Here is a 25,802-nt window from a genome sequence, read left to right as displayed (position 1 = left end):
CCGACTCCAACAAGAGGACAAAGACTTGTAAACGGCGCTCCGACAATGGCCGTCAAAACTGCAAGCGGATGTCCAAATGCAAGAATCGCTCCAAGCCCGGCAAGTGTTGAATTCCATACAACCCACGCTCCAAGAAGCTGCGCGCCTTTTGTAATTCCACCATAAACAAAGCCTGCCGCAATCAAAGCAACGATGAGAGCGGCAATTGTCCAGCCTGCAATTTTTGAACCGACTTTTTTTGGAGGAACTTCTGATATGTCAGAAACGTCGGATGATTTTTTTCCGGCGACAAGTTCTTTTAGATAAGCCTCAACGCCTGGAAGATGTCCTGCGCCCAAAACCGCGAGAGTTTTTTTGCCCTTGCAATCCCAAATTTTGCTTGCAAGATAGCGGTCGCGTTCGTCGATTAAAACTTTTTTTACAACCGGCATATAGTCTGCCAGCTCTTTCATCATGCTGTCCATTTCGGAAGAATTTTTTAAGTTCTCAATCTGTTCTCCGCTTACCTCTTCTTTATCGAAGGCGCTTGCAAGAAGAGCGGAAATCAACTTGCATTTTCCCCAGAATGAGTTTACTGCCCAGGCGCGGCGCAATGTTGTTTGAATCGGGCGGTCTACCATTGCGACAGGAATATTGCGCTCTTTTGCACAATTGTCCGCTGCGCGCATTTCATCTCCGGGTTTTACGCCGACATTGCTGCCCATTCTTCTTTGAAAACCGGAAAGAACAAGATTTGCAAGCAACAAAAATCCTTGATTCGCCTTTAAAACCTTTACGATGTCAAGATTTTTCCAGTCTTCCGGGTTGTTTAGAGATTTGTAGCGGCCTTCGTCAAGCTCGATTGCAACACAGTCCGGCGATTTTTCTTCGACCGCTTTTTTTACTTCATTGCAGCTTTCCTGACTGATATGCGCGGTTCCTATAAGGATGATTTCTCTGTCGTCAAATTTCAAAACTTTTTCTGTCTGACTCATTTTTAAATTCTCCACTTGGGGATTTTTTTATTTTATTCCGCTCGCCCACTGAGCCAATCTGTATTCAAAAAACATCGGGCTCTGCATGGCAGTAATCTCATTATAATATTTTTGAGCCAGGCTGTCTTTGCCCATAAGCTCGTAATAAAGCGCAAGATAAAATAAATATCTGCCTTTTTTCGTGCGGTTTGTTTCTTTAGAAATGTTGAGGGCAACGTCTGAGTCTCCGCCACGGTCGTGATACATCCGCACGATTTTGTAGTCAAGGCTCTGTCTGTTCGTGAGTTTTTTCATTAGCGATTCGGTAAAAGTCCGAAGCTCTAAATTTTTCTTCTGTTTAAAAAGACAGGCTGTTATCATCAATTTGTATGAAATGCTGTCCGGATTTTTTTTAAGAGCCTGCTCAAACGCTTTTTGAGATTCTTCCCAATTTCCTGCTCCCCAGGCAAGGATTCCAAGACTTTCGTAAGCGTAATAATATTGAGGATTTTTGTCGACAGTCAAGCGATAGTAAGAAAGAGCATCTTCTCGTCGTCCCTGCTCATCGTAAAGACCTGCAAGGTACGCATAACCAAGAAAATATTCCGGTTCGAGAGCAATTGCCTGTTTCCATGCAGACTCTGCACCAGAATAATCTCCTGTCATGCGGCTCCATGTTCCTAAGTCAAACCAGTAATCAGTGTTTGAAGGGTCGATTTTTATTGCGGTTTTTATGTATTCAATCGCCTTTTTATACTGTGTGTTTTCTGCTTCGTATTTTCCAAGATATGAATTTACCTGCGGATTATTAGGATTTAGTTTGTAAAGTTTGTTGAAAGCGTCCTTTGCGTCATCATCTTTTTCCATATAGTAGCACATTTTTCCGTAACCAAGCAGAGCTTCTTCGTTGGTTCTGTCGCCAAAAAGCGCTTTTTTATAAAAATCCCGGGCGTTGCGCCAATTTTTTTTGAGCGACTGCTCGTCCGCAAGCTCGATATTTGCCTCGGCATTGTAAGGTTCAATTGCGAGAATCTGCTTTATGAACTTTGCCTTGTTTACCTTGTCGCCTTTTTGTTTTGCCGCCATAAAATTCAAATTCAGCACTTCGATATTTTTTGGTTCTTTTTCAAAAAGCAATGAAGCAATTTTTTCCGCCTGTTCCGTTTTTCCAGCAGAAAGCAAAAGGCTGCCCTTTAAGCACAAAAGTTCAGTGTCGTCCTTTAAATTTTCAGGAATCGACTCAAAAAGGCTCAAAGCCTGTTCAATTGTTCCATCCTGCAAGACTGAGCTCAATTTTTGCACAAATTGAATTTCCTGCGATGAATTCAACTGCGAATTCTGGGCAAAAACTACAGGAATACTTACCGCTGCCAGAAAAAACACTGCGCAAAAAATAATTACCGTTCTTTTTTGAAATAATTTTTTCATTTTTCCTCTCATTGAAAATTTTGCTTTCATCAGATAAACTGAAAAACAAATGTTTAGACATCCATTTAGAAAAGCTTTCGGTTTAACCTTCCTTTACGGTTTTATTATTATCGGAATTTTTATCCTCCAATTTAGAAGCGAATCAGTTATTTTAAAGAATGCAGGCCTTTTAAGAATATCGGTTTCACAAACCCAGGATGCCGACGGCAATATGTCGCTAAAAAACACAGTCGGCGTTTCTTTTAAGGGAATTTCATTTACAGCGGACGACGTTCATCCCGCTGTTCTCTTCAATTCAAAAACTCAAAATCAAACTCCGCTCACGCTGCTTTCTTGGGAACAGCCTTCCCCGCAAAGTTTTAAATTCAACTTTACAGAAAACACATCTCTCACTTTTACGGTAAGCGACACAACTCCGCGCGCAAGCCTTTCAATCGCTGCCCAACTGCCAGACAGCAACTCTTCGCTTTCTCTCTATTACAATCCTGTTTCGGGCTATTCGGTTACAGAACAGAGCCGCTCAAAACAACTTTTTAGCTCAAAAAATATTTCTTACACAATGTCTGCAAATCAGATTAAGGACACTCAAATTATCCTTACAAAAAGTGCAAATGTTGCAATGTACACTCGGTTTGACCCGACAAAGGCATTCTCTTTTGCTTCTATTCCTACGGATTCTCAGACAGCAACAGCCTCTGCCTACGAAACAACAGTCAGAGATTTTAGAAACGCCCTTGTTTCTCAGGCAACTTCTGCTTTTTCAGACTCCTCCGCAATTTCGGAAGCTGTCGTTGCCGCTTTTGTGGCAGAAATGGCTTCTCAATCACGCTATCAGGAAGCAATCAAAGCAGTTCCAGATTCGTTCAAAAACGGAGCAAGAAGGACATATTTTACTTCTCCATACTTTAATACCCTCGCAGCAATGAATCCGAGCCTTGTAATGGCAAATGAAAATTTTGCGTCAATGATTCAAAACGCCATCGAACACAATTCCATCGACGTTTTCTCTGCTGACAACATTGCAGACTACATGCTCAGAAACGGAAATCTCGAAAACGTAAAACTCCTTGCCGCCCTTCCAGCAGCAATTCAAGATTTCCAGCCAACTCTCGTTCAGGCAACTTCAATTCTTCAAGTTTATCTCTCGCTCAAAAAAGCAGACAGCCCGCTTGCAGAATCATTCCAGCCGGTTACAGAACAGTGCCTAAATTCAATCACCCAGGCATGCACACTTTCTGTTTCTGACGACACTCTCACCTTGCATGACAGGGATTTTGCAGCAGGATTTGCGCAGACTGTTGAAACAGGAACCGTTCTGATCGACTACGGAAAACTTTTCGCAATTCCAGAATACTGCGCAGGCGGTTACATGCTCATAAACACGGCATTTGCCCAGAATCAAACAGCGGATCTCCGCACACTTGCAGAACTTTACCCGATTCTGATAAAAAACAACGCAAACTATCCACATTCGCTTGTAATGGACAAAAATTCAACCGAAACCATCTGGGCTTGGACTTGCGCCTCAAACATCACTTACGAAGAAAACGAAAATTCTTCCGAAGCGTTAATCACAGTTTCGTTCAAGCAAGGCGATTCTCATTACATAATCATAAACGGAATCAAACCTTTTGTCGGAATCGAAATTTACGGACTTTCATTCCACACAGACCCTCGGTTTGAAACTTACAATTCGTCGGGCTACATTTACAACGAAAAAACGCACACTCTGTTCTTAAAATCGCGGCACAAAGTTTCAAACGAAAAAATTCGCCTGTACTTTAACACCGTCCGTAACGAATATTAAAATTTTGGAGCACATTTGGCCTTAAAGCCAAAATTTTTCCGGTTAAAATGCGCATTTTTCGGAATTTCCGGCTCTTACTTCAAGTCCTCGCTTCGCTGTGGTCTTTCCGTAGCGATCCGGGCTACGTTTTACTGTAAAAAAATTGTTTTTTTTACGTAAAATTCTGTTTTCTATGATATAATCACAGAATAATCACTCATTTGTAATTTATTTTTTACGCATTTATATTTAAGGGGCAATTGTGAACAAACGCGACTTTCCTAAAATTCACTTCTACGATCAGGATTTTGTAGATATTTACGATAAAACATGGACATGGCTTTCGGGATTCTGGTTAAATTCAAAACTCGCAGAAGATCCAGCCGACGGTTATTTTGTCTATCCTCAGGACAAAGACGGAAATCCCGTTTTAACTTCAACAACAGAACCTAATTCCCCAAACACAATAGCTTCTGCCACGATTGACCAGTTTGAATCTATTTTTTCTTCATTCTTCCTCGTTTATTCAAACCGCAATTATCCGGCAAACCAAAACATTGATTATTTTTACTCAAAACAGGAACAAAACGGCGCAATCCGCTGGAAATACGATTTAAAAACAGGAAGCCCGGTTTTTACAGAAGACAATCCCGAAGGAATCGGTCTTCCGCTTTTTGCCTGGGCAGAGTTCAACCTTTACCACAAATCTGCAAACAAGCGACGTGTAAAAGAGATTATGCCTGTTCTTCAAAAATACATGGAATGGGTAGATCAGACTTACAAACAGCCAAACGGTCTTTACAGCGCGCCTTTCTCTGCAAGCACAATGTTTAATTCGCCTCGCCAGAATACTTATTATGCAGTCGATTTTAACTCTGCAATGGCAATCAACTGCGCGCACATGAGTGCTTTAGGCGACATTCTCAACGACAAGGAAATAAGCTTCCAGTACAAACGCGCATATTTTTCCCTCAAAACGAGAATCAACTCAATGATGTGGGACAGCAATTCTGGTTTTTACTACGATTTGGACAAAAATGAGCAAAAACTTTCTCAAAAAACAATTGCCGGTTTCTGGCCGCTTTTGGCAGAAATTCCAAATGCTGACCGCGCAGACGCTTTAATTGACCATCTTTCCAACCCTTGCACTTTTGGAACAGACCATCCGTTCCCGACACTGAGCGCGGACAGTCCAAACTTTAACGAAAACGGCGAAGGTTTCTGCGGCGGAGTTTACCCGGCATTCAACTTTATGGTTATAAAAGGCTTGGAAAAATACCAGCATTATGAGCTTGCCCGCGAATGTGCAATCAGACACCTTTATTTTATTCTTGAAGGGTTACAACCTGCAAACGGGAAGAAAGGCGACATGTACGAAGCATACAAACCTTGCAAAGAAGGCCATGCCGTCATGGAATCGGATCCAAAATATCCAAAACAGCGCTATCTTCAAACTGTCGGACTTTCAACAATCGCGCTTATGATCGAAAACGTAATCGGTCTTTCAATTAGTTTGCCGCGCAAAACAGTAGATTGGATTATTCCAAACCTCGAAATTATGGGAATCGAAAAGCTTTCTCTAAAGCGCAACTTGATCACAATTTTGAGCAATAAGTCTGTTCGCGGCTGGGAAATCCAAATGGAAAGCGAAAAACTCTATTACTTTACAATCAATATCCTCGATCAGAAGAAAAAAACACTGCCAATTCCAAGCGGAAAATGCTCAATGCTGATTGATAAACTTTAAAAACCTTAAAGAAATCCTATTTTTTCAAAATCTAGTTATAAAAAAGCCTGCTGTTTTTTAAGCTAAACTTCAGCTTTTACAGCAGGCTTTTTTTATTCAATTTAATTTTGCTCAAAAACTTAATTGTGAGTTTCGCGCATTTTCATGTATTTTTCAGAAAGCGTGTTCAAGTTATTTACCATAAGAATCGGCTGTCTTGTCGCATCCAAAGCATCGCGCCACAAAGCGCCTTCCGGATCAACAAAATTGCGTCTTCTAGTTACCATCTGAATCGGCAAATGAACATATTTGTTGTTTACAAGACCTACAACCATCTTTGTTTTTCCAGCCATAGCCGCATGAGCCGCATAACTTCCAAGACGTTCACAATAAATCGAGTCGTTTGCAGTGGTTACAGAAGAACGGATCTGGTAACTTGGGTCAACATATTTTAAGTTGATGTGAATATTTTTCGACTTAAAATATTCATTTATCTTGTCGCGCAGAAAAAGTCCAATATCTGCAAGTTTTTTGTTGCCGCTGGCATCGGTTTCGTCAGTAGTAGCAAGCAAATCTTGACCTGCGCCTTCAGCAACGACAATTACCGCATGATGACGCTCCATAATTCTTTTTTCCAAATGTTCCAAAAATCCGTTCGGACCGTTCAATTCAAAAGGAACTTCAGGAATAAGACAGAAATTTGTTTCGTGGCTTGCAATTGCCGTTTCAGTTGCAATAAAACCAGATTCGCGTCCCATAAGTTTTACAAGGCCAATTCCATTAATCTGGCTAAAAGCTTCCATATGAATTGAAGAAACCGCTTCCGTCGCGCGCTGAACCGCAGTTTCAAAACCAAAAGAACGGTCAATAAACAAAAGGTCATTATCAACAGTTTTAGGAATTCCAACAACAGAAACTTTTAAACCGCGTCTTTCAATTTCATTTGCAATATCAAGCGAACCGCGCTGAGTTCCATCGCCGCCAATAATAAAAAGCATATTTATGTTCAACGATTCAATGGCATCAACAATTTCGGCAGTACGGTTTCCGCCGCCACGGCTTGTTCCTAAAAAAGAACCTCCGATTTTATGAATGTCATCAACTGAATCAGGATTCAAATCAATCGTATCAAAACCGCTTTCCGGGAAAAAACCTTTAAAACCAAATCTAAAACCGCGGATTTTTTTTACACCATAACGATAATAAAGACAGCGGACAACGGCACGGATTACGTCGTTCAAACCAGGACACAAACCGCCACAAGTGCAAATTCCCGCGTTTACATGAGCCGGATTAAAATAAATATACTCACGAGGACCGGCTTTTTGCATAAGATTGGAAACACCAAGGTTGTCTTCTTTTGGCGAATCTTCAAAAACATTTACCGCATATCTTACAAATGAAGAATCTTTTACATAGTTTGCACGAAAATCACCATGCTTTGTAGAAAGTTCAATCGGCGAATGAACTTTGCAAGGTCCGAGCTGTTCAATACTAAAATCATATTTCTCTGCCATAAAAACCTCTTTTTGCGAGCAATAAATATCCAGAAAACCTCTAAAAAACGAAATTTCCAAAGACTTTCAAATTTTACAACGTATAAAATCTTTTTTCAAATAAATCTACGGTTATTCTTCGTTAATTTTTATTTTTTTGGAGCGCAATTTTCTCACAAACCGGCTCTGCACGGTTCCGCTTTCGCTCCATTCAAAAGCCGGAAAAGTCTTTCCGCCTTTTGAACGCTGCGCGCCGTTCCGATCCGGGCTAAGTTTTATGTTAAAACACATATTTTTGCAAAATACTTATAAAATATTGCTTTTTTTTATTATTTTTTTTACAGAAAATTCATTTAAATATCGTCATTCTGCAAATAATGCCCTTATTTTTTCCCAATTTTATTGTATACTAGAGCATAGCAGTTTTTATTAGCTGTTTATTCAACACAGAAACTGCGTATCCAAAAAATAATTTATTTGTTCTACGATTAAAGAACGCCAAAATGAGGAGGCTTTTAATGAAAAAGTTAGTTGGTATTATTTCTGCATGTCTTATGCTTTGCACAGCAGCATTCGCAGAAGGTTATTTTAGCGCTGAAGACCAGGAAAAAGGAACTATTACAGAAGACAAAGCTGTAGAAGATGGCTTCGTTCTTCATGCAACAACCGAAAAATACATGAACATTGCTAAAAAACCATTGCACAAAGCAGCAAACGGCGAAGAATTCAACATGGCTCTTCAGCTTCAGGGCAGCGGAAACGCTTCTTCACGTTCAGTTTCTTTCCCGGCAAAAGCAGGCGAAACAATCACTGTCTGGGGAAACTCTACTTCAAAATCAGATATGCGCCCTCTCGTTGTAGTCGGACCAGACGGAAAAACTGTAGCAGAACTTCCAATGGACAAAGATGTTAACGGAGCAGACGGACTTGCTTCTGAAGGTTCTGTAAAAGTTTCTGTTGACGGAACTTACACAGTTTTCTCTAAAAAATCAGGCATCAATATCTACAAAATCAACGTTGGAAAATAATTAAATTCTAACAAAATTAGGCGCGCAGACTTTTCCTAAGACGAGAGTCTGCGTTTTTTGTTAATACAAGATACAAGTTTACGTTGCAAACTTACTAATCAATTGCAATTTTGACTTTTTATGGGAGAACAAGATGAAAAAAATTGTTTCTTTGGGACTTTTTGCAGCACTTGCTTTTTCTGGATTTGCTCAGTCAGCACGTCCGGACTGGTCAACCGTTGCAGCCCCAAAAATCACATCTGTAGGTCTTAGCGAAGGAAATCCAAACGAAATTACCGTAAATTTTAACGCTCCTACAGACGCAAAAACAGCCGACAAAGGCTATGTAGAAATGAAGGGTCCGTTCGGAAGCCCTGTAAAAAACACATTCGGAAAAGCACGCAGAGCTGCAAAACATTCTGAATTCACACCTGAATTTTCTGGAAAATACACATTCACTGTCTATACACAGCGAAATAACGAATCAACAGCCAAAGCTTCAGATCCTGTTGTATTCGACTTTAGCCTTCCTTTGACAAAACCTGTTTTAAACGTTTTAAATATTGGCAAAAGCACTCTTTCTGTAAAATGGGATCCTGTCGTAGAAGCTGAAAATTATATTGTTTCTTACACAGAAAATGGCAAAACAAAAGAACTTTCCGCAACAAAAGGCCTTTCTGCAGAAATCAAAGGACTTAAAGACGGCGATTTTAGCGACATTATAGTTTATGCAGTTCGCGGCAAAGAAAGAATTGCATCTTCAACAATGCACAAACTCGTGCGTGAAGAAAAAGAGCGTGTATGGACATTCACAGAATTTGGAACTTCTACGAACCCTGCCCGCAACCGTTTTGAACTTTTAGATCCAAACAATCTTAAAGTAAAACTTTATTCATGTACTTACGATGAAAATACTGGCAACATCCTTGAAAAAGGCGGAAAATTCGAAAGTTACTTTGACGGAATTTCTTTCTATTACACAGTAATTGATCCTAAAAAAGAAAACTTTGAACTTACAGCTACAGTTCACGTAGATTATCATAACCCAATGGCTGATGGGCAGGAAGGTTTTGGTGTTGTTGCTCTCGACCGTCTTGGCGTCGAAGGCCAGCCTTTAATGATTGCTTACAATAACTCGGCAGGAGTTATTACACGTAAATTTACAACGCACATCAATGGCGTAAAAAAAGAAATTAAAGACGGAATTGGCGCCCGTTTTGTAAGCGGACTTACTGACGAAATTATTGCGCTTGGCGATGAAGGAATTAAGGCTCACGCGACAAGCAAATCAGACGCTTTCTCTTATGATCAAGGTTCAGATGCAATTAAAACAGGCGACACATATCGCGTTACACTCAAAAAAGACAATACTGGCTACCATGCAATCTACAAGCGTGCAATTCCTTCTGAAGACACAAAAGAAGAATTCATAATGTACGATCCAGAGAACAACAAACTTCTCCAGCTCGACAAAGACCACATTTACATTGGTTTTGCAGTAGCTCGCGGGTGTAACGCAACATTTTCTGACGTTGTTCTAAACATCACCGATCCTAAAAAAGACCCTCCGGCTCTAGAAGAACCTCCAGAACTGGTTCCTCTTTCAACAACAATCGACTGTCCAACAACATGGTACAATCAGAAATATCCATTCGCATTTACAACAAACGCAAACGGAACTATCAGCGTAAAAACAACTGACGGAAAAGTCCTCATCAAGGGAGACAAAATTACAATTCCAGCAGGAAAAGTTTTTGCTGACTACAAAAAAACAATCAAAATCAACAAGGATTTGAACGACCTTCTCGTCACTTTCGATCCAGAAGACAACTGGCGTCCAGCTCCTAAAAAAGTTATTGCTCAGTTCAACGCAGAAGATAACGACTACGAAATGAACTACAAGCCGGTAACTTTCACTCACACAATCATTTCTAAAACATACAAGGGCAAGGTTCTTTATGTTTCTCCAAATGCAAATGCATTCGGAAAAGGCACTGGCGATGATCCACTCGACTTGGGTTCAGCAGTTGCATACTGCCAGCCTGGACAGAAAATCATTCTTAAAGCTGGAACTTATTATCCTGGAAAGAGCCTCGAAATTGAACGTGGGAACGATGGTACTGCAAAAGCAAGAAAATACCTAATTGCAGACGCTGGAGCCCGCCCAATCATCGATTTTTCAAAATCTAAAGCAAAAGTTACTGCTGTAAACCTTTACGGAAGCTACTGGACGCTCCAGGGATTTGATATTACAGGCACTCCGGGAGACGTAAAAGCCCTTCAGGTTGCAGGAAATTACAACGAAATCAGAATGGTAGACACTTACCTTAACGGCGATACAGGAATTCAGATTTCTGGACGTTCTTCTGAGAGCTTTGAAAAATGGCCGCACGACAACTTGATTTACGGTTGCGAATCTTTCGGAAACTCCGACCCTGCTCAGAACAATGCTGACGGTTTTGCTTCAAAACTTACATCTGGCGAAAACAATGTATTCCGTAACTGTGTTGCACACCACAACGTAGACGACGGCTGGGACTTCTACTCTAAGGTAGAAACAGGCGCAATCGGCGCAGTTCTTATCGACAACTGTATTACTTACGCAAACGGAACAAAACTCGACGGAACAGGAAATGGTGACGGAAACGGATTTAAACTTGGTGGCGACGGAATCGCAATCAAACATATTCTCCGAAACTCAATTTCCTGGGGAAATGGAGTAAACGGAGTAACCTGTAACTCTAACCCAGCACTTATTCTTGACCACGTAACAGTTTACGGAAGCGGAAACTACAACGTTTCTCTTTACGGAAAAGGCAAAGCCGCTGCCAACCCGCGCGTATTCAAGGCAGATGGAGTTCTTTCTGCAAACGGCGGAGCAGGCGACAACTTTGACGCTTCTAATGATCCAGACCTTGCAAAACGCCTTGCTGCAAAAAACAACTACTTCTTTAACGGCGCAAAATCTGTAAATGTTGACGGAACTACAGTTGATATTGCAAAAACATTTGTAAGCACAGATATTGCAAAATGGGCTAACGGATTTAACGCTGACGGTTCATTTAACCGCATTCCACGTAACGAAAACGGAGTATTTGATATTGGCGACTTGTTCCGCCTTACAGACAATGCTCCAGAAAACACTGGCGCTGACTACAATTACGTGTCAAAAAATGCAAATGCTAAATAATTTTTAGAAACTTAAAAAAATCTAAAAATTGACCGGAAGTGCCGCCCAAAATTTTGGGCGGCACTTTTTTTACGCACCACAGACTTTTACTAGCCCGGATTTTTGCATGCTTGCGCATGCTGCGGCTTTTGCTAACGCAAAACCCTTTTATTTTCGTGTGCGCTATCGCGCACCACGGGCTATGCTAGCCCGGATTGTAGCCCCGGAGTTGCCGGAACGGCAATGAGCGCTAGCGAAGGGCGAAAAGCCGGTTTGAGCGCAAAGTGTGCTCCCCCAAAAAAATAAAAAGCGGTTTCTTTTCGTTTGATTTTTTTTTATAATTTCAAAATGCGCGATTTTTGTTACAAATGTTTTAGACCAAAAGATAGTTGTGTCTGCAAAGTTTTAAAGCCTTTTGACCCTGGAATTAAATTTGTTTTTTTGATGCATCCGAAAGAAGCTAAAAGGCAGCGCACTGGAACTGGACGAATTGCTCACGCTGGCTTAATTGATTCTGAAATTATTATGGGCATTGATTTTACAAAAAATGAACGGCTGTGCGAGCTTTTGCAAGATCCGCAGTTTTTTCCAGTTTTGCTATATCCTGACCAGGATGCCTGGAATTCTAAAAAAGCAGGTTTTAAGGAAGAATTGAACGGCCGTAAACTTTTGGCGATTATCATTGATTCAACGTGGTTTTGTTCAAAAAAAATGATTAAACTTTCGACAAATATTATGGCGCTTCCAAAACTGAGTTTTTCCGGCGAATACCGTTCGATTTTTACTTTTAAGCGTGAACCGCATCCTGAATGTGTTTCGACAATCGAAACCTGCTATTATTTGATAAAGGAATTTCAGGAAAGCGGTCTTATTAAAAAGACCTCAAATCCTGAAAGTTTAATGGATGCTTTTAAGATGATGATAAAATTCCAGCTTCAAAAAGAAAACGACAGGATCGCAGGACTTTTGCCGAATACTCACGCAAATGACTACAAATTCACGAAGAAAAAAGAAATTCCCGATTTTAATTGAGCGGAAGCTCGCCGTCTGCCTCAAATTCTCCGTTTAGAGCGCCAAATAGCGCTTTGAAGGTGTATGGCGAATAACTGTAGCCTAGCAAAATTGTATCCGCCCACTTGCAGTTTAAAACCGGAACAGGAGAAAGAACCGACATTATTACGACTTTTTTGCCGAGTTTTTTTAAATGTTCTGCAATCATTGCGCTGCGTTCATTTGCAACACAGATTATTATTGTGTCATAGTTTTTTGCAGTTGTTTGAATATTTCGGCTCATCCAGTCTGCCTGATTTGGTCCCATTTCGTAGTCGAATTTGAATTCTGCACAGTTTGAATAACGTTTTTTTGCTTCTTCAAAAAAATCAGGAAACTGAGTCTGGCCAGCAAGCAAAATGCGTTCGTTTTCGTCAGGAGCAAAAGGCAGACATTTTCCTGATTTGTAGGCTGTTATTGAACGGCAAGCCTGGCTTAAAAAGAATTTTTGTCCTTCTTTGTCCGGAATTTTCTGGTCAAGTGTTGCTGGATCCGGATAAAGAGGAGCGGCATTATTGCTCTTAAAATAATTTAATTTGTATAAAATTACGCGTCTTGCGGCTTTTTGGACAGTTTGCTTAAAAGCCGTGCTTGATTCCATAAGAGAAAGGTTTGAAGTCCACAAACTTTCATTCCAGCGCGCAGTTGTAGAAGAAATTACAATGTCGTTTCCAGCTTCGATTGCAAGACGAAAAGCCCGGCTTAAACTTCCAGCGTACATTGTCGCTCCGTTCATCATCATATCATCTGTAATAATCAAACCTTCGTAGCCAAGACGATTGCGCAAAATGTCGGTCAAAAAAACTTTTGAAAGGCTCGCAGGTTCACCGTTTGAAATAATTTTGGGAAAACTCAAGTGACCGCTCATAATTGCAGGAATTTTTTCGGCAATTAAAAACTTAAACGGGACAAGCTCACGGTTTTCGAGGGTTTTGTAGTCAATGTCAATTTGAGGAAGATTTCCGTGGCTGTCGAGGCTTGTATCGCCGTGCCCCGGAAAATGTTTGGCTGTCGGAATAACTCCGGCCGCAATTGAACCGGCAGAAAAACTAGCGCCAAGCTGACCTACAAAATCAGGATTTGAGCCAAAAGAGCGGGGGCCGATTACCGAAGACTGTAAATTTGTATAATTGTCTACGGTCGGAGCAAAATTCATATTTATTCCAAGAGCCTTGATTTCGCGGCTTATGTAATAGCCAGAATAATAAGCGTCGATTGGATAACCGCTTGCGCCAATTGCCATATTGCCAGGAGTTTCGGAAGTTTCACCTTTTACATGACGAATCCATCCGCCTTCCTGATCGGTTGCCACAAAAAGAGGAATACGGAGTTTCCGAGACTGTGATTTTTTTTGCAGTGTTGCTACAGAACTTGCAACAAGCTGCGTATTGTCTGTGTTCCAGCCAAAAACTTTTACGCTGCCAAGTCCGCGTTCATAAACCCATTTTATTAAAAGCTCGCTCGGTTCTGCGCCTGCCCAGCCAAACATTAAAATCTGGCTCAAAAGTTCGTCATTGCTCATTTTTCCGACCAAAAAATCAGCAAGCTCTTCCGAAGGATAATCGCTCCAAAAATCCGCATCTTCAGGAATTTTTGTCTGCGAAAAACAAAAGCTAGCAATTAAAGCAAAAAATGCGCAAGCAAGGACAAGTTTTTTTTTCATCATATCTTTTTATTCACTTTTAGAATTTAACTGTTTTGAGTTTTTTAGCAATGTTACGTATTCGTGCGCCTGATGAGCAGCGATTGCCCCGTCTGAAGCTGCCGTAATAAGCTGCCGGAAAGGTTTTGCCCGAACATCACCGGCCGCATAAATTCCCGATACAGCAGTTTCCATTTTGTAATTTGTAATAAGATAACCGCCTTCGTCTTTTTTTAGCATATTTACAAGCTCTGTGCGCGGATTCATTCCAACAAAAATAAAAACAGCGTCGCACGAAAGTTCTATTTTTTCGCCAGAAATATTGTTCTTAAGCAAAACAGAATTTACTTTTGCTTTGCCGTTAATTTTTTCAACCTGAGTGTCATAAAGAATAGAAATATTTTTTACCTTTTGAATTTTCTGCTGAATTGCTTTTTGAGCACGAAGTTCTCCACGTCTGTGAACAAGAATTACGCTCTCTGCGAGCGAAGAAAGATAAAATGCTTCTTCGCACGCGCTGTCGCCACCACCAACAACGATAATTTTTCCGCCTCGAAAAAAAGGTCCGTCGCAGGTTGCGCAATAGCTTACGCCACGACCACTAAATTCTGCTTCTCCAGGAATTTCAAGTCTTTTGTGGGCTGCGCCAGTTGCAATCAAAACAGAATAAGCCGAAATTTTGCCATTTTCTGTCTCAATCAAAAATTTTCCCTTGATTTTATCTATTGAAAGAACTTTTGTTTTTTGAATTTCTGCGCCAAAACTCTCTGTCTGAGAAAGCATATTCTGAATAAAAGTAGAGCCTTTCACCGATGGGAAAAAACCCGGAAAATTTTCCAGATTAAAAATATTCAACGCCTGGCCGCCAGTTTCGCCGCAATCAATTAAAAGTGTAGAAAGTCCGCTTCTAGCCCCGTACTGCGCAGCAGTCAAACCAGCCGCACCCGCACCAACCACAACAAAGTCGTAAAAATCTTTTTGCATATTTTGATTATACAAAAAAAAATGCCCTTACTCTACATAAGGGCACATATATATAAACGGGAACAGGCTTTGCCATTGGCTCCCGGAAATAAAAAAGCGGAAGTAATTTTGCAATCACTACCGCTTTTTAAGGCGTCTAACAGAATCGAACTGTTCAATCACGGTTTTGCAGACCGTTCCCTTAGCCACTTGGGTAAGACGCCGTATTTGTTTAGTATATAAAAAATAAAATTTCGTGTCTAGTCTTTTTAATATTTTAACGGTAAAATATGTGGAAAATGTTTATTGAGCTAATGCAGGATGCTGATAAAAACGAAATTCTCAGTTACATGCTTCCTTACGAAAAATTTTCAGTCATGCTTTATTCTGAAATTCTCCACGGAGGAAAATCAATCTACGTTTTAAGAGGAAATTTTGGAGAAATCCACGGAATTTTCAGCTGGTGGCAGGGAAGTTCAATTCACCACTGTCTGCCGGAAGTTTACGGAAAAAACCGCAACGAAATCGAAAGCGCCTTTGTAAATTTTTTTGAAGAAAATTCAATAAAATACATTTTTAGCATTTCGGGCGAAAAAAGCGGCACTTTAATGTTGAAAAAAATTCTCGAAAATCATTTTGGAAAAACTCCCAAAATTCAAATCGAATATTTTTTAATGGAAAACGGGCGTTTTGACTCTGCAAAAGACCTCGCAAGAATGAACCGCCAGCTTTCTGTAGAAAAATGCACCGAACAGGAAATTCCAAGAGTGTTTCCTCTTCAGGTTGAATTTGAAAAAGAAGAAGTTATCTTTGAACCAGAACTTTTTAACGAAGATCATTGCCTTGCAAAATTTGAAAATTTTGTCGATGCAGGAGCAGTTTTTATCGGGAAAATCAAAAATATGCCGCTTTGCAAACTAACCGTAAGCGCTCAAGGAAAAAATTATGTTCTTTTAGGCGGAATTTTTACGATTCCAAAATACAGAAACTGCGGACTTGCAAAAGCGCTTTTAAACACTGTAAGCCAGAAATTCGCCGCACAGTCAAAAAAATGCACGCTTTTTGTAAAAACAGAAAATACAGCTGCAATAAAAGTCTACGAAAAAACAGGATTCAAAAAATTCTGCAATTTTGAGATTTTATATTATTAAACCAAAACATAAAAATTTTATGGGAGATTTTATGAACGATTTTAATTTATGCCCAAACTGCGGAAGCAAAAACATAAAAAATGTCAAAAACAGAAAATGGCTATGCCAGGACTGTGGTTTTGACCTTTACAACAACGTTGCAAGCGCCGTCGGTTTAATAATTTGCGACAAAGAAAACAAAATTCTTTTGGAAGAACGTGCAAAAGAACCCAAAAAAGGCTTTCTCGCTTTTCCGGGAGGATTTGTAGATCCGGACGAAACAGCCGAACAAGCCTGTATCCGCGAATGTATGGAAGAAATCGGGGCCAAACCTGCGGAATTAAAATATCTTTGCAGTTTTCCAAACACCTACGAATACAAAAATATCACCTACAAAACCTGCGACCTTTTTTTTGAAGCACTTTTACCAGAAAATACAAAATTTTCCGCACAAAAAAGCGAAGTCGCCGGCTTAAAAAAGATTTTAATTCAAAAAGAAGAAGATATAGACAACGCAAACCTTGCCTTTGAAAGCGCAAAAAAAACTTTAAAACTCTGGCTAAAAAAGGTAAACTCAAAAGGCTAAGACAATTTTAATCAAAAGGAAAAAATATGGACGTAAAAAACTTAACAATCGCATTTACAATCGCCGGCTACTGCATTTTTGCCGCGCTTATTATTTCAATTCCATTCAAAATTAAAAAATTAAAAAGTGAATGCGGCGAATTAAAAATGGCATTAAGGTCAGACTTTCCTTTGCGTTCGATTTTGACCTTTGCAGTCTGCGCGCTTTTGCTCGGAGTAATTCCATTCCGAAATTTCCAGCTTTATCTTTCGGTAATTTTTATTTTGACAGCGCTTTTAGGTTCAAGCATTGCGTCAAAACAAGTCGTTAACAGCGGAATAAACGGCATTTACGAAAATATGATAATCAGCGACACAACCGCCATAAAATACGAAAACATTCTCTCGTTGCCAACACTTAGCTACGAAAAACAAAAAGAAACGACAAATGTCGATTTCAGACATCTCGAAATTTTGACAAAAAGCGGAGCAAAAATCACTATGGTTTTTCCAAATGAACAGATAAGAAATCAGGCGCTCAGCGTAATTCTTGAACAGTGTCCGCGCCTAAAAACAGAAGAATAAACTAGGAGATAAGATAAAAACAACCAAAAATGGCATCTGTTTTTATCTTGGCTTTTCATAGGAAAAAAAATGAACGAAAACAAAAATACTCAAAGCGAAGGACAAAAACTCGCCTTTCAATCAGATTATATGGAAGGCGCGCATCCTGCCATCATAAAAAAACTAGCCGAAACAAACCTTCTTCACACAAGCGGCTATGGTTCAGACGAATTTTGCGAAGAAGCAAGAACTTTAATCCGCAAAGCCTGCGAAATTCCAGGAGCGCAAATACAATTTTTGACAGGCGGAACTCAGACAAATTCAACCGTAATCGACAGCCTTCTAAAAAAATGGCAAGGTGTAATTGCAGCCGAAAGCGGACACGTTGCGGTTCACGAAGCAGGAGCCGTTGAATACACAGGCCACAAAGTAATCGCACTGAAAGCTCAAAACGGAAAACTTTCTGCAAAAACTATCGAATCTTACATAAAAGATTTTTACGCCGACGCAAACTGGGAGCACATGGTTGAACCTGGAATGGTCTACATTTCTCAGCCAACAGAATTCGGAACAATTTACTCAAAACAAGAGCTTTCCGACATTTCAAAAGTTTGCCGCCAATACAAAATTCCACTTTTTGCCGACGGAGCACGGCTTGCCTATGCGCTCGGAAGCAAAGAAAACGACGTAAGCCTAAAAGACCTTGCCCGCCTGACCGATGTTTTTTACATTGGCGGAACAAAATGCGGCACACTGTTTGGCGAAGCCGTCGTAGTTCCAAAACCAGAACTAATTCCTCATTTTTTAACACAAATAAAGCAGCACGGCGCATTGCTTGCAAAAGGCAGGCTTCTCGGAATTCAATTTGCGGAACTTTTCAAAAACAACCTTTATCTCGAACTCGGAAAAACAGCAGATTCTTACGCACAAAAAATTCAAGACGCGCTCACCGCCGCAGGCTACAAACTTTATTTTGTTTCTCCGACAAACCAAGTTTTTTTTATAATCGAAAATTCAAAATTGCAGCCGCTTGAGCAAAAAGTAGCGTACGGATTTATGGAAAAATACAACGAAAACCACACCGTAATCCGTTTTTGCACAAGCTGGGCAACCACAGAAAACGACGTAGAAAAACTTTTAAAAGTCATAAAAGAAATGTGATTTTAAATTTTCGGACGGCAATTTGCCCAAAACCAGACAATTTGCGCAAATTGCGCTGTCCATAACTGAAAAAACCGGCTGCTTTGGGTTCGGTAGCCCTCATTGGCGGCTTCGCAGCCAACTGCCGCCCGCCGCATCCGGCGTAAGTCCACTGTATTTTTCTAAAAAATCATTCTTCGTAATCAAAAATTTTAGTTTCATCTTCCAGAAAAATCCAATACCTAGAATAAGGCTTAATCCAGTCTCCATTTTCTGACCAAAAACCGCTTCTTATAAGCACATAAAGCCAAGTTCCGTTTTCAGACTCTTTGATTTTTAAGACGCGAACTTTTAGTCCGCCTTCGTGATTCAAGCTTTTTGCAACAACTTCGCTAGTCAAAACAGGCTCGATTCTCAATTCAACCTGACCGTTTATTGTAAAAATCGAAGCTTCTTTTATTTCATGACAAAGCGAAAATGCCGGCAAAAGAAAAAATAAACTTAAAAAAACACTGATTAAATTTCTGTAAAAATTAAAATCTTCCATAAATACCCGAAATAATCCAAATATCGAGTTTTGATAAGAACAGTAATTTAAGTGTCATTGCCGTGCTTGACACCGCGATGTTTGCATAGCAAACTCGGTTAGCAATCTTGCAAAAAAAAGTGCCAATAGATTATCGGGTCAAGCCCGATAATGACATTAAATCATAAAACTCGAAGCTTGGGCTAAATAAACTCCGCTCAATCTAAAAATCTTTTTATATTTTTTCAAAGGCCGAAATTATAAAAACTCCGTCTTTTAAAACTTCAAATCCATTTTTTTGGTTTTCGTCAATTTTTCCTTCCAGATGAATTTTATTTCCCTGAAGCTTTGTAACATCCTCCAAAACAAAGTTTGCTCCGTCGGCAACTTTTAACGAAAAAATTCTTCCGTCATCGCATACAATTCCCGGAAAACCAACCGGCGAATTCCCGTACCATTTTATAAAACCTTCAATTTCTGTAGCTCCGTCATTTTTTGAAAAAGAAAAAATCGCGCCGCAAAAAAATAATGCAAAGACCAAAAAACAAAATATTTTTTTCATTCAGTTTTTCTCCCATAAAAAGTCAAGATTAAAACTTCAGTTTTAGGATTGACTTTTTAAGTTGTTTCGCAACAAAGCGAGAAACGACCGTTTTTTATTTAATTATCAAATATATTTTTTCCGCGCTTGTTCCAGACGAGAAACTGACGGAAACATTCGAACCGGAAAAAGTTCCTATTCCGTGAATTAAAATTCCATTTTCCGGTCTTAAATCAACACTTTTTGCATTATAGTTAAAAATTGCAGGTCCATAATATTCTTTTTCATTCACAGAAAAAGAATATTCAGAATCGAAAATATTGTAAGCGGTCATTGGATATTCATAAGGATTTAAGCTGTAATCGCCTGAATTGTATTTGAGCGTGCACTCTGCATCTTTATCGTGCGTATAAGTTGAATTTCCCAAAAGCGCCAGCAAGTATTTTTCAAATAAATCATCGTAAGTGTAATTTGTGCCATTTAAGGAATTTACAGCATCTGTTATTGAATCGTTATCCACATAAGAATTTTTACTGATTTTTTGAACAAGTTCCGCTCCGCCAAAATTTCTGGCAATAAACGAACCAAACGAAAATGCAGTTGCATACGAACAAATTTGCTTATCTGAATTGTATTCGCTAATTCCAGAATAGAAGTAATATGCGTTAAAAACTGTTGTTCTTGCTTTAGGAGAATCTTCGTCGTCAATTCCCAAATGTTTCTGCATCATATCTTCACAGAGCATGCTGAGCATTTCATTGTACCATTGACCGCTGGTCAGATCGTGCGAAACAGTTTTCTGGTTATAATTTACCATGTGCTGAAATTCGTGCGCCAAAGTAGAAATAGTAGTGTCAAAATTCGAATTTGAATATCCGGAATCTATATAAAAATATTTTCCGTTATTTGAAGTTACGCCATTTTCTGAATAATTATAAATATAGTCTTTTGCATAAAAATATCCGACAATTCCGCATTTATCTTCCTTGGAAAGGGAATAATCGTTTCCAATGTCGTAAACAACAATGTTTATTTTTGTACCAGTGCTGCTGTAATCTTCCATATTGCGCCATCTGGAATCATAATAAATATTATCAGATTCTTTTCCAAAAACATTTGTTATCATAGGATACATCTTGTCAAAGGCGTCCGCATATTTTTGAGCAATTGCAGAATCAACTTTGTTTTCGCCGGCAGTTGAAGAATAAAAATCATCAACAACCCAGACATAGCAGTAAGTTCCAACTGCGCGGAGAGTTGCGGATTTTTGAACGAAAGTTGAAATATCGGTATTATTGTCCACGTAAATTCTTTTTGTTTCGCCTACGTTTCCGCTGATTGCAGTTTCGGACAAAACAGAAACCGAGCGGGCTGAAGAAGCGTAATTTTTTAAATCAATTTGCTCAGGAATAAAGCAGCCGGCAAAACCTTTTTGAAGATTTTGAACTTCTTCATCTAATTCTAAAAAATCGCTAGAAGTGCTGGAAACGGCCAGCCTTTGGCTTGAAGCCGTCAGAGTTCTTGTATTTGTTGAACTGATAGTTTGCGAACCGGTGTTTCTTCTTACAAAATAAAGTGTTTTTCCGGAAACTGCGTTTGAAATGTTTACGGTTTTTACATCTGCCGAAAGCTCAAAAATATCGCTCTGAGAGGCATCCCAGGAAACAGTTGAGGACGTTGCAGAAGAAACTGTCGAAGAAGTTGCTTCAGTAGTTAAACTTAAATCTAAATCGCAAGAAGCGAGAAAAAGCGTTGTAAAAACTACAAAGAACAAATTCTTTTTATACAACATCATTAGACCGCTCCGATTTTTTGATAATTTTTAAGCAAAACAACAGCTTGGTTTATTATAAATTTCTTTTCGTTGTAAAATCTATAAAAAAAATCTAAAATTAGGTCATTCTAAGAGATTTCTTAGACACCAGGAATTTTTATGAATATTTGTCTTTTTACGAGTGAAGAAATTTCAAAACCGTTAAATAAAAGCGATGAGCGGGCACAGCATATTATAAAAGTTTTGCACAAAACGACTGGCGACACTTTTGATGCAGGAATTATTGGCGGTGCGGCAGGAATTGCCCAAATTACAGAAATTTCTGGCGACGGACAAATCAGTTTTTCTTTTGTGCCAAAAACCCGCGGCAAACCGCTTTATCCTCTCAGTTTGATTATCGGTTTTCCGCGTCCAATTCAATTAAGAAGGCTTTTGCGCGATGTTGCAGGTCTTGGATGCCGCAAAGTTATTTTGACTGGAACTAAATTGACCGAAAAATCTTATCTTGACTCAAACGTTGTTTCTGACGGCTCTGCATACAAAATGCTTCTGGACGGAACGGCGCAGGCGGCAAGCACTCATGTTCCTGAACTGGTTGTTGCAAAATCGCTTTCGGAAGCAATAAATCTTGTAAAAAGCGACAGAGAATTTGAAACTTCGCTAATTGCCCTGGACAACCGCCGCCCAAAAGAAAGTTTGCGCAGTTTTTTGGAAAAAGAAGGTTCGGCAAAAATTGTTGCGGCAATTGGAAGCGAGCGAGGCTGGACGGACGACGAGCGCGACCTTCTGGAAAAAAACAATTTTACGCTCTGCTCGATGGGCTGCAGAATTTTAAGAACCGAAACAGCGGCGACCGTTGCGGCAAGCATTATTTTAAATTCGATGGGATTTTTGGAATAAATACAAAATTTGGACAAGGGATTGTAGCACCGCCGAAGGCGTTGTTTTGCAAGGCAAAACAATGGAGCGCGAAGACGCGGAAGTGCGAAAAGCCCGGTTTTTGCAAGGCAAAAATGGCCCGGAATTCAAAATTTAAAAATTGTTTTTTGAAAGCCTTGAGCATTTTTTTAATGACCAATTAAATTTTTTTGACTATAATTCGACTTATGGATAACGAAACTATTAAACAAAAACTTTTGGAAATTCAGCCAACGGAACTGGATTTTCAGGTAATTTTGACTGGAAAAGAATCAACAAGGGTAAACGGACTTTACAACCCGGAAACAAGAGAAATTTTACTGCACAATAAAAATTTTAAGGAAGACAATCAGCTTATTTATACGGCGATTCACGAATATACTCACCATCTTGTAAACGAAGAAAAACTTGCCGAAAGCGGCGGAAAAATTATGGCCGGCGGAAAAGCTCACAATGCGGCTTTTTGGGCTAAATTCCATGCCCTGCTTCAAAAAGCAGAAAGTCTTGGAATTTATAAGATTTCGATTGAAGAATCTCCTGAATTAAAGGAATTGACTGAAAAAATTCGTCGCGATTATATAGAAGTAAACGGAAAATTGATGCAGGAATTTGGAAGGCTTTTGAGCCAGGCTCATGCTCTCTGCGAAAAGTTAAATATTCGTTACGAGGATTATCTTGACCGCGTTTTGTGTCTGCCGCGCACAACTGCAAAAGAAATTACAAAAGTTGGAATGGTGGAAGTAAATCCGGCAATCGGTTTTGACAATATGAAAAAAGTTGCGTCATTAAAAAAATCGGAAGATCGTCAGGCTGCTGAACAGCAGATTCTTGAAGGAAAGCCTGCCGACACTGTTGCCCAGCTTATGAAACAGCACAAAAATGACGATCCAAGACAAAAACTCGAAAAAGAAAAAAATCGTCTGGAAAAAACTATCACTGCCCTCCAGCAGAGATTGCAATATGTGGAAGAAAGCCTTGAAAATCTGTAAAAAAACTGTTTTTTTGTCTGCCGCATTTATTTTGATTCTCAGTGCAAAAGTTGAAAATCCAATTTTTGCTCAGGAGAATTCTGCGCAAAAAAATCTGGAACTTCCGGCTCAGCCGAAGATGCCTTCGACTTCTATGCCGACAATTTCTTCGCCTTCAATCGGAAAAGGTTTTTATATTCCGGGAAATAAGGAATTTTATACCGGACGCAAAAACGCAGTTTCCAGCGCAAAAAACGCAGTTCCTTCAAAAAATGAAAATTCAGACGCAAAAAATTTGGAAGCCGAAGAAAATTCTACAGCGGTGGCATTTTCTGGCAAAAACGCTCAACTTTCCGAATTAAAAAATTATCTTACAGCAGGCGACCTCTCAAATTTGAGCAGTCTTGGGATTTTGGGAGAAATTTCCGGTCTTTCCAGCGAAAATTCTGGACTTTCTTTTCTCGGTTCTTCGCTAAACCAGACGAATCCGTCAAATTCGCTGAATTCCTCAAAAAATTTGGCTTTGAACGCACAAAATTCGATTTATTTACGGCAAATTCTTTCGGAACTTGAAAACTTAAAAAAGGCAGCCATCGGAAATGGCAATATTGGAACTTCTGCGCAAAATGCGGCAATTTTTTCTCAAAACGAAGCTTTAAAAGTTCCTCAAAAAAATCAGTCGATTTTGAGATTTTTAGTAAACGGTCAAAATCTAAAACCTGCCTGCAAGACTGTTTTTTTCTCTGAGCCGCAAGTTGACGGAACTTTTTTATTGACCGGCGACTGCAAATATCAGTTAAACGGAAAAAATCTTTCGGAAACTTTTTATATTTTGTTTAAGGCGGATGGAGCAACCAACGGAAGCAACAAATTTACCGCAACGACGGCGCTTTCTCAGACAGAAAAAAACAATTCGTCGTATCTGTATAAAATATGCCAGCTTGGTGAACTTTACGCCTACAAGACAGGAAATCTTGTAACATTAAAAGCGGAAAAAGACGGAACAAATCTGGATTTGCTTTTGAGCCTGTAAAAACTGAATCTGGAATTTCGGTTTCAATTTTTATTTTTTTTATAAAATAAAATTTTTATTCAAAAAGAGGCATTTTATGAATTATCTTCACGAAGGACTTGTCCAGCTTGGTTTTGAAAAAGGCGATTTTTGCGGAATAAAAACGCTTCCGCTGCCGGAACTTGAAGAAAAAATGGACATTTACATAAAAACGCTTCTGGAGTTTAACGAAAAATTCGACCTTATAAATACAGAAGACTATGACGAAACTGCAATCCGCCATGTTTTGGACAGTTTAAGCGGCGCAGAAAAAGTCGCCGCCCTATGCGCCGGTCTTGTCGAAAAATCCGGAACAGAACTTTCTTTCGGTTGCAATAACCTTATGCTCGCGGACATTGGTTCTGGAGCAGGACTTCCAGGAATTCCGCTGGCAACCGCTTTTCCGTCATTAAATTTTACGCTTGTAGAAAGAATGTCAAAACGATGCAATTTTCTTTTGACCTGTGCACAAAAACTGAATCTTGAAAATGTTACGATCGAAGAAAATCAGGCAGAAAGACTTGCTCAAAAACGCTTCGATCTTTGTGTTTTTAGGGCTTTTAGACCGCTGGACAAAAAAATGCTCAAAATTTTGCGAAGAATTTTAAAAGATAACGGAAAACTTGCGGCTTACAAGGCAAAAGCCGAAAAAATAAAAGAAGAAATGGAAGCTTTGGAATCATCTTCACCAAAATACGTAATTGAAAAACTGACTGTTCCTTTTTTGACCGAAAACACAAAAGAAGGCGAAGAACGCGAACGAAACCTTGTCGTTATTGAAAAATAATATTGTAATTTTTTTGAAGTGAATTTTCTGTAAAATAAAAAAAACCGGTTCAAAAAATGAGCCGGTCTTTTGCCAAATTTTCAGTTCCTTACGGATTTTTAGTAAAAATTAGAAAATCAACTGTACGAGTTTTCCGATTGGGTCAAAATCCAAGAGAAGAATGTCAAATGCGAAGAATACAAAAAATCCTACAACTGTAATCAATGCAAGAGAAGCAACTCCAAGAACGCCTTCTACAAACGGATTAAGTTTTTTTTCTTCTTTATTGTTTGCTGCCATAAAAAGCTCCTATAGTTTCCAAGGGTATGAATAATAATATACTTTTGAAGGCATTACAGTCAAGTGTGAAAAAACGACATTTATTTGAACAACAATGCATTTTAAGATAGAATTGACCTTGCGTTAGGGATAGGAGCGGCGGCGGAGCCGTTCAAAAATAGCGTTCGGCTTGCTTGCATCTCATCATTTTTGAATGGAGCGAAAGCGGAACCGCGGATAGCCCGGCGGCGCGAAGCGGCGAAACGCCCTATTTTGGAGGAAATATGCTTTTTACACCTGTTGAAATTCAGGAGACCGTTAATATGTTCATGCAGCAGAAGCTCGATGTGCGCTGCATAAC

Annotated in this window: 23 protein-coding genes and 1 tRNA gene; 13 read left to right on the top strand and 11 right to left on the bottom strand. The window is 39.5% G+C overall.

Annotated features, from left to right (window positions below; all coding sequences use genetic code 11):
- Together B4N75_RS03990 and B4N75_RS03985 are read right to left on the bottom strand one after the other, a co-directional pair.
- On the bottom strand, positions 1-974 hold a 974-nt coding region (locus B4N75_RS03990; RefSeq protein WP_296706639.1), incomplete at its 3' end, for a TraB/GumN family protein.
- A gap of 27 nt (positions 975-1,001) precedes the next feature.
- Positions 1,002-2,381 (bottom strand): tetratricopeptide repeat protein, encoded by a 1,380-nt coding sequence (locus B4N75_RS03985; RefSeq protein WP_296667967.1) that lies wholly within the window; start codon positions 2,379-2,381, stop codon positions 1,002-1,004.
- 49 nt (positions 2,382-2,430) lie between these two features.
- On the opposite strand from B4N75_RS03985, the gene B4N75_RS03980 reads away from it, so the two are divergent.
- Positions 2,431-4,188 carry a hypothetical protein gene (locus B4N75_RS03980; protein WP_296667968.1) on the top strand — a complete coding sequence of 586 codons (1,758 nt, stop codon included), beginning with the start codon at positions 2,431-2,433 and terminating at the stop codon, positions 4,186-4,188.
- 241 nt (positions 4,189-4,429) lie between these two features.
- Positions 4,430-5,914 (top strand): MGH1-like glycoside hydrolase domain-containing protein, encoded by a 1,485-nt coding sequence (locus B4N75_RS03975; protein ID WP_296667970.1) that lies wholly within the window; start codon positions 4,430-4,432, stop codon positions 5,912-5,914.
- A gap of 119 nt (positions 5,915-6,033) precedes the next feature.
- Here the strand turns inward: B4N75_RS03975 and B4N75_RS03970 are convergent, their stop codons facing one another.
- Positions 6,034-7,410 carry an ATP-dependent 6-phosphofructokinase gene (locus tag B4N75_RS03970; protein WP_296017788.1) on the bottom strand — a complete coding sequence of 459 codons (1,377 nt, stop codon included), beginning with the start codon at positions 7,408-7,410 and terminating at the stop codon, positions 6,034-6,036.
- A 497-nt stretch (positions 7,411-7,907) separates the two neighbouring features.
- Between B4N75_RS03970 and B4N75_RS03965 the strand changes: the two genes are divergently transcribed.
- The 3 genes from B4N75_RS03965 (at position 7,908) to B4N75_RS03955 (ending at position 12,597) form a co-directional block, all read left to right on the top strand.
- Positions 7,908-8,417 carry a hypothetical protein gene (locus B4N75_RS03965; protein WP_296017783.1) on the top strand — a complete coding sequence of 170 codons (510 nt, stop codon included), beginning with the start codon at positions 7,908-7,910 and terminating at the stop codon, positions 8,415-8,417.
- Positions 8,418-8,550: 133 nt separating this feature from the next.
- Complete coding sequence (locus tag B4N75_RS03960; RefSeq protein WP_296706638.1) at positions 8,551-11,586, top strand: pectate lyase; 3,036 nt, start codon at positions 8,551-8,553, stop codon at positions 11,584-11,586.
- A gap of 327 nt (positions 11,587-11,913) precedes the next feature.
- Positions 11,914-12,597 (top strand): tRNA-uridine aminocarboxypropyltransferase, encoded by a 684-nt coding sequence (locus B4N75_RS03955; RefSeq protein ID WP_296667974.1) that lies wholly within the window; start codon positions 11,914-11,916, stop codon positions 12,595-12,597.
- On the opposite strand, the gene B4N75_RS03950 is transcribed toward B4N75_RS03955, so the two are convergent.
- The 3 genes from B4N75_RS03950 to B4N75_RS03940 form a co-directional block, all read right to left on the bottom strand.
- Positions 12,590-14,278 (bottom strand): glycoside hydrolase family 3 protein, encoded by a 1,689-nt coding sequence (locus tag B4N75_RS03950; protein ID WP_296667991.1) that lies wholly within the window; start codon positions 14,276-14,278, stop codon positions 12,590-12,592. The two genes, B4N75_RS03955 and B4N75_RS03950, sit on opposite strands and share 8 nt — an antisense overlap.
- A 9-nt stretch (positions 14,279-14,287) precedes the next feature.
- On the bottom strand, positions 14,288-15,241 hold the full coding sequence (trxB, locus tag B4N75_RS03945; RefSeq protein WP_296017764.1) for a thioredoxin-disulfide reductase: 954 nt from the start codon (positions 15,239-15,241) through the stop codon (positions 14,288-14,290).
- 130 nt (positions 15,242-15,371) lie between these two features.
- Positions 15,372-15,444: transfer RNA gene (locus tag B4N75_RS03940), tRNA-Cys, on the bottom strand.
- Positions 15,445-15,519: 75 nt separating this feature from the next.
- Here B4N75_RS03940 and B4N75_RS03935 point away from each other — a divergent pair.
- The 4 genes from B4N75_RS03935 to B4N75_RS03920 all read left to right on the top strand — a co-directional run bounded on the left by B4N75_RS03935 (position 15,520) and on the right by B4N75_RS03920 (position 18,639).
- Entirely contained in the window at positions 15,520-16,371 is an 852-nt protein-coding gene (locus tag B4N75_RS03935) for a GNAT family N-acetyltransferase (protein WP_296706637.1), read from the top strand.
- Positions 16,372-16,402: 31 nt separating this feature from the next.
- On the top strand, positions 16,403-16,936 hold the full coding sequence (locus B4N75_RS03930; RefSeq protein WP_296667977.1) for an NUDIX hydrolase: 534 nt from the start codon (positions 16,403-16,405) through the stop codon (positions 16,934-16,936).
- A 26-nt stretch (positions 16,937-16,962) separates the two neighbouring features.
- Positions 16,963-17,499, top strand: a complete 537-nt coding sequence (locus B4N75_RS03925; protein WP_296667979.1) for a hypothetical protein — start codon at positions 16,963-16,965, stop codon at positions 17,497-17,499.
- Positions 17,500-17,568: 69 nt separating this feature from the next.
- Positions 17,569-18,639, top strand: a complete 1,071-nt coding sequence (locus tag B4N75_RS03920; protein ID WP_296706636.1) for a threonine aldolase family protein — start codon at positions 17,569-17,571, stop codon at positions 18,637-18,639.
- Positions 18,640-18,808: 169 nt separating this feature from the next.
- Here B4N75_RS03920 and B4N75_RS03915 read toward each other — a convergent pair whose 3' ends face one another.
- The 3 genes from B4N75_RS03915 to B4N75_RS03905 form a co-directional block, all read right to left on the bottom strand.
- A complete protein-coding gene (locus B4N75_RS03915; RefSeq protein WP_296667983.1) occupies positions 18,809-19,165 on the bottom strand; it encodes a hypothetical protein in 357 nt (118 codons plus the stop codon).
- Between the two features lie 214 nt (positions 19,166-19,379).
- Positions 19,380-19,706 carry a hypothetical protein gene (locus tag B4N75_RS03910; RefSeq protein WP_296706635.1) on the bottom strand — a complete coding sequence of 109 codons (327 nt, stop codon included), beginning with the start codon at positions 19,704-19,706 and terminating at the stop codon, positions 19,380-19,382.
- Positions 19,707-19,800: 94 nt separating this feature from the next.
- Positions 19,801-21,480, bottom strand: a complete 1,680-nt coding sequence (locus B4N75_RS03905; protein ID WP_296706634.1) for a hypothetical protein — start codon at positions 21,478-21,480, stop codon at positions 19,801-19,803.
- Between the two features lie 138 nt (positions 21,481-21,618).
- Between B4N75_RS03905 and B4N75_RS03900 the strand changes: the two genes are divergently transcribed.
- The 4 genes from B4N75_RS03900 to rsmG all read left to right on the top strand — a co-directional run bounded on the left by B4N75_RS03900 (position 21,619) and on the right by rsmG (position 25,183).
- Positions 21,619-22,359 (top strand): RsmE family RNA methyltransferase, encoded by a 741-nt coding sequence (locus B4N75_RS03900; RefSeq protein WP_296017716.1) that lies wholly within the window; start codon positions 21,619-21,621, stop codon positions 22,357-22,359.
- Between the two features lie 206 nt (positions 22,360-22,565).
- Entirely contained in the window at positions 22,566-23,366 is an 801-nt protein-coding gene (locus B4N75_RS03895) for a hypothetical protein (protein WP_296017712.1), read from the top strand.
- Positions 23,353-24,378 (top strand): hypothetical protein, encoded by a 1,026-nt coding sequence (locus B4N75_RS03890; RefSeq protein WP_296706633.1) that lies wholly within the window; start codon positions 23,353-23,355, stop codon positions 24,376-24,378. The genes B4N75_RS03895 and B4N75_RS03890 overlap by 14 nt, the downstream gene beginning before the upstream one ends.
- A 76-nt stretch (positions 24,379-24,454) precedes the next feature.
- The gene (rsmG, locus tag B4N75_RS03885) at positions 24,455-25,183 is read left to right on the top strand and encodes a 16S rRNA (guanine(527)-N(7))-methyltransferase RsmG (protein ID WP_296667700.1); all 729 of its coding nucleotides are present in this window, start codon (positions 24,455-24,457) and stop codon (positions 25,181-25,183) included.
- Between the two features lie 108 nt (positions 25,184-25,291).
- Here the strand turns inward: rsmG and B4N75_RS03880 are convergent, their stop codons facing one another.
- Positions 25,292-25,462, bottom strand: coding sequence for a hypothetical protein (locus B4N75_RS03880; RefSeq protein ID WP_288516204.1), 171 nt, complete (start codon positions 25,460-25,462; stop codon positions 25,292-25,294).
- Positions 25,463-25,563: 101 nt separating this feature from the next.
- On the bottom strand, positions 25,564-25,802 hold a 239-nt coding region (locus B4N75_RS03875), incomplete at its 5' end, for a hypothetical protein (RefSeq protein ID WP_296706632.1).

Origin of the sequence: Treponema sp. UBA7570 (assembly GCA_002477955.1) — a bacterium.
Lineage (GTDB): Bacteria > Spirochaetota > Spirochaetia > Treponematales > Treponemataceae > Treponema_D.
Note: the sequence above shows the minus strand (reverse complement) of the source record. Positions and strands in the feature narration are given on the sequence as shown.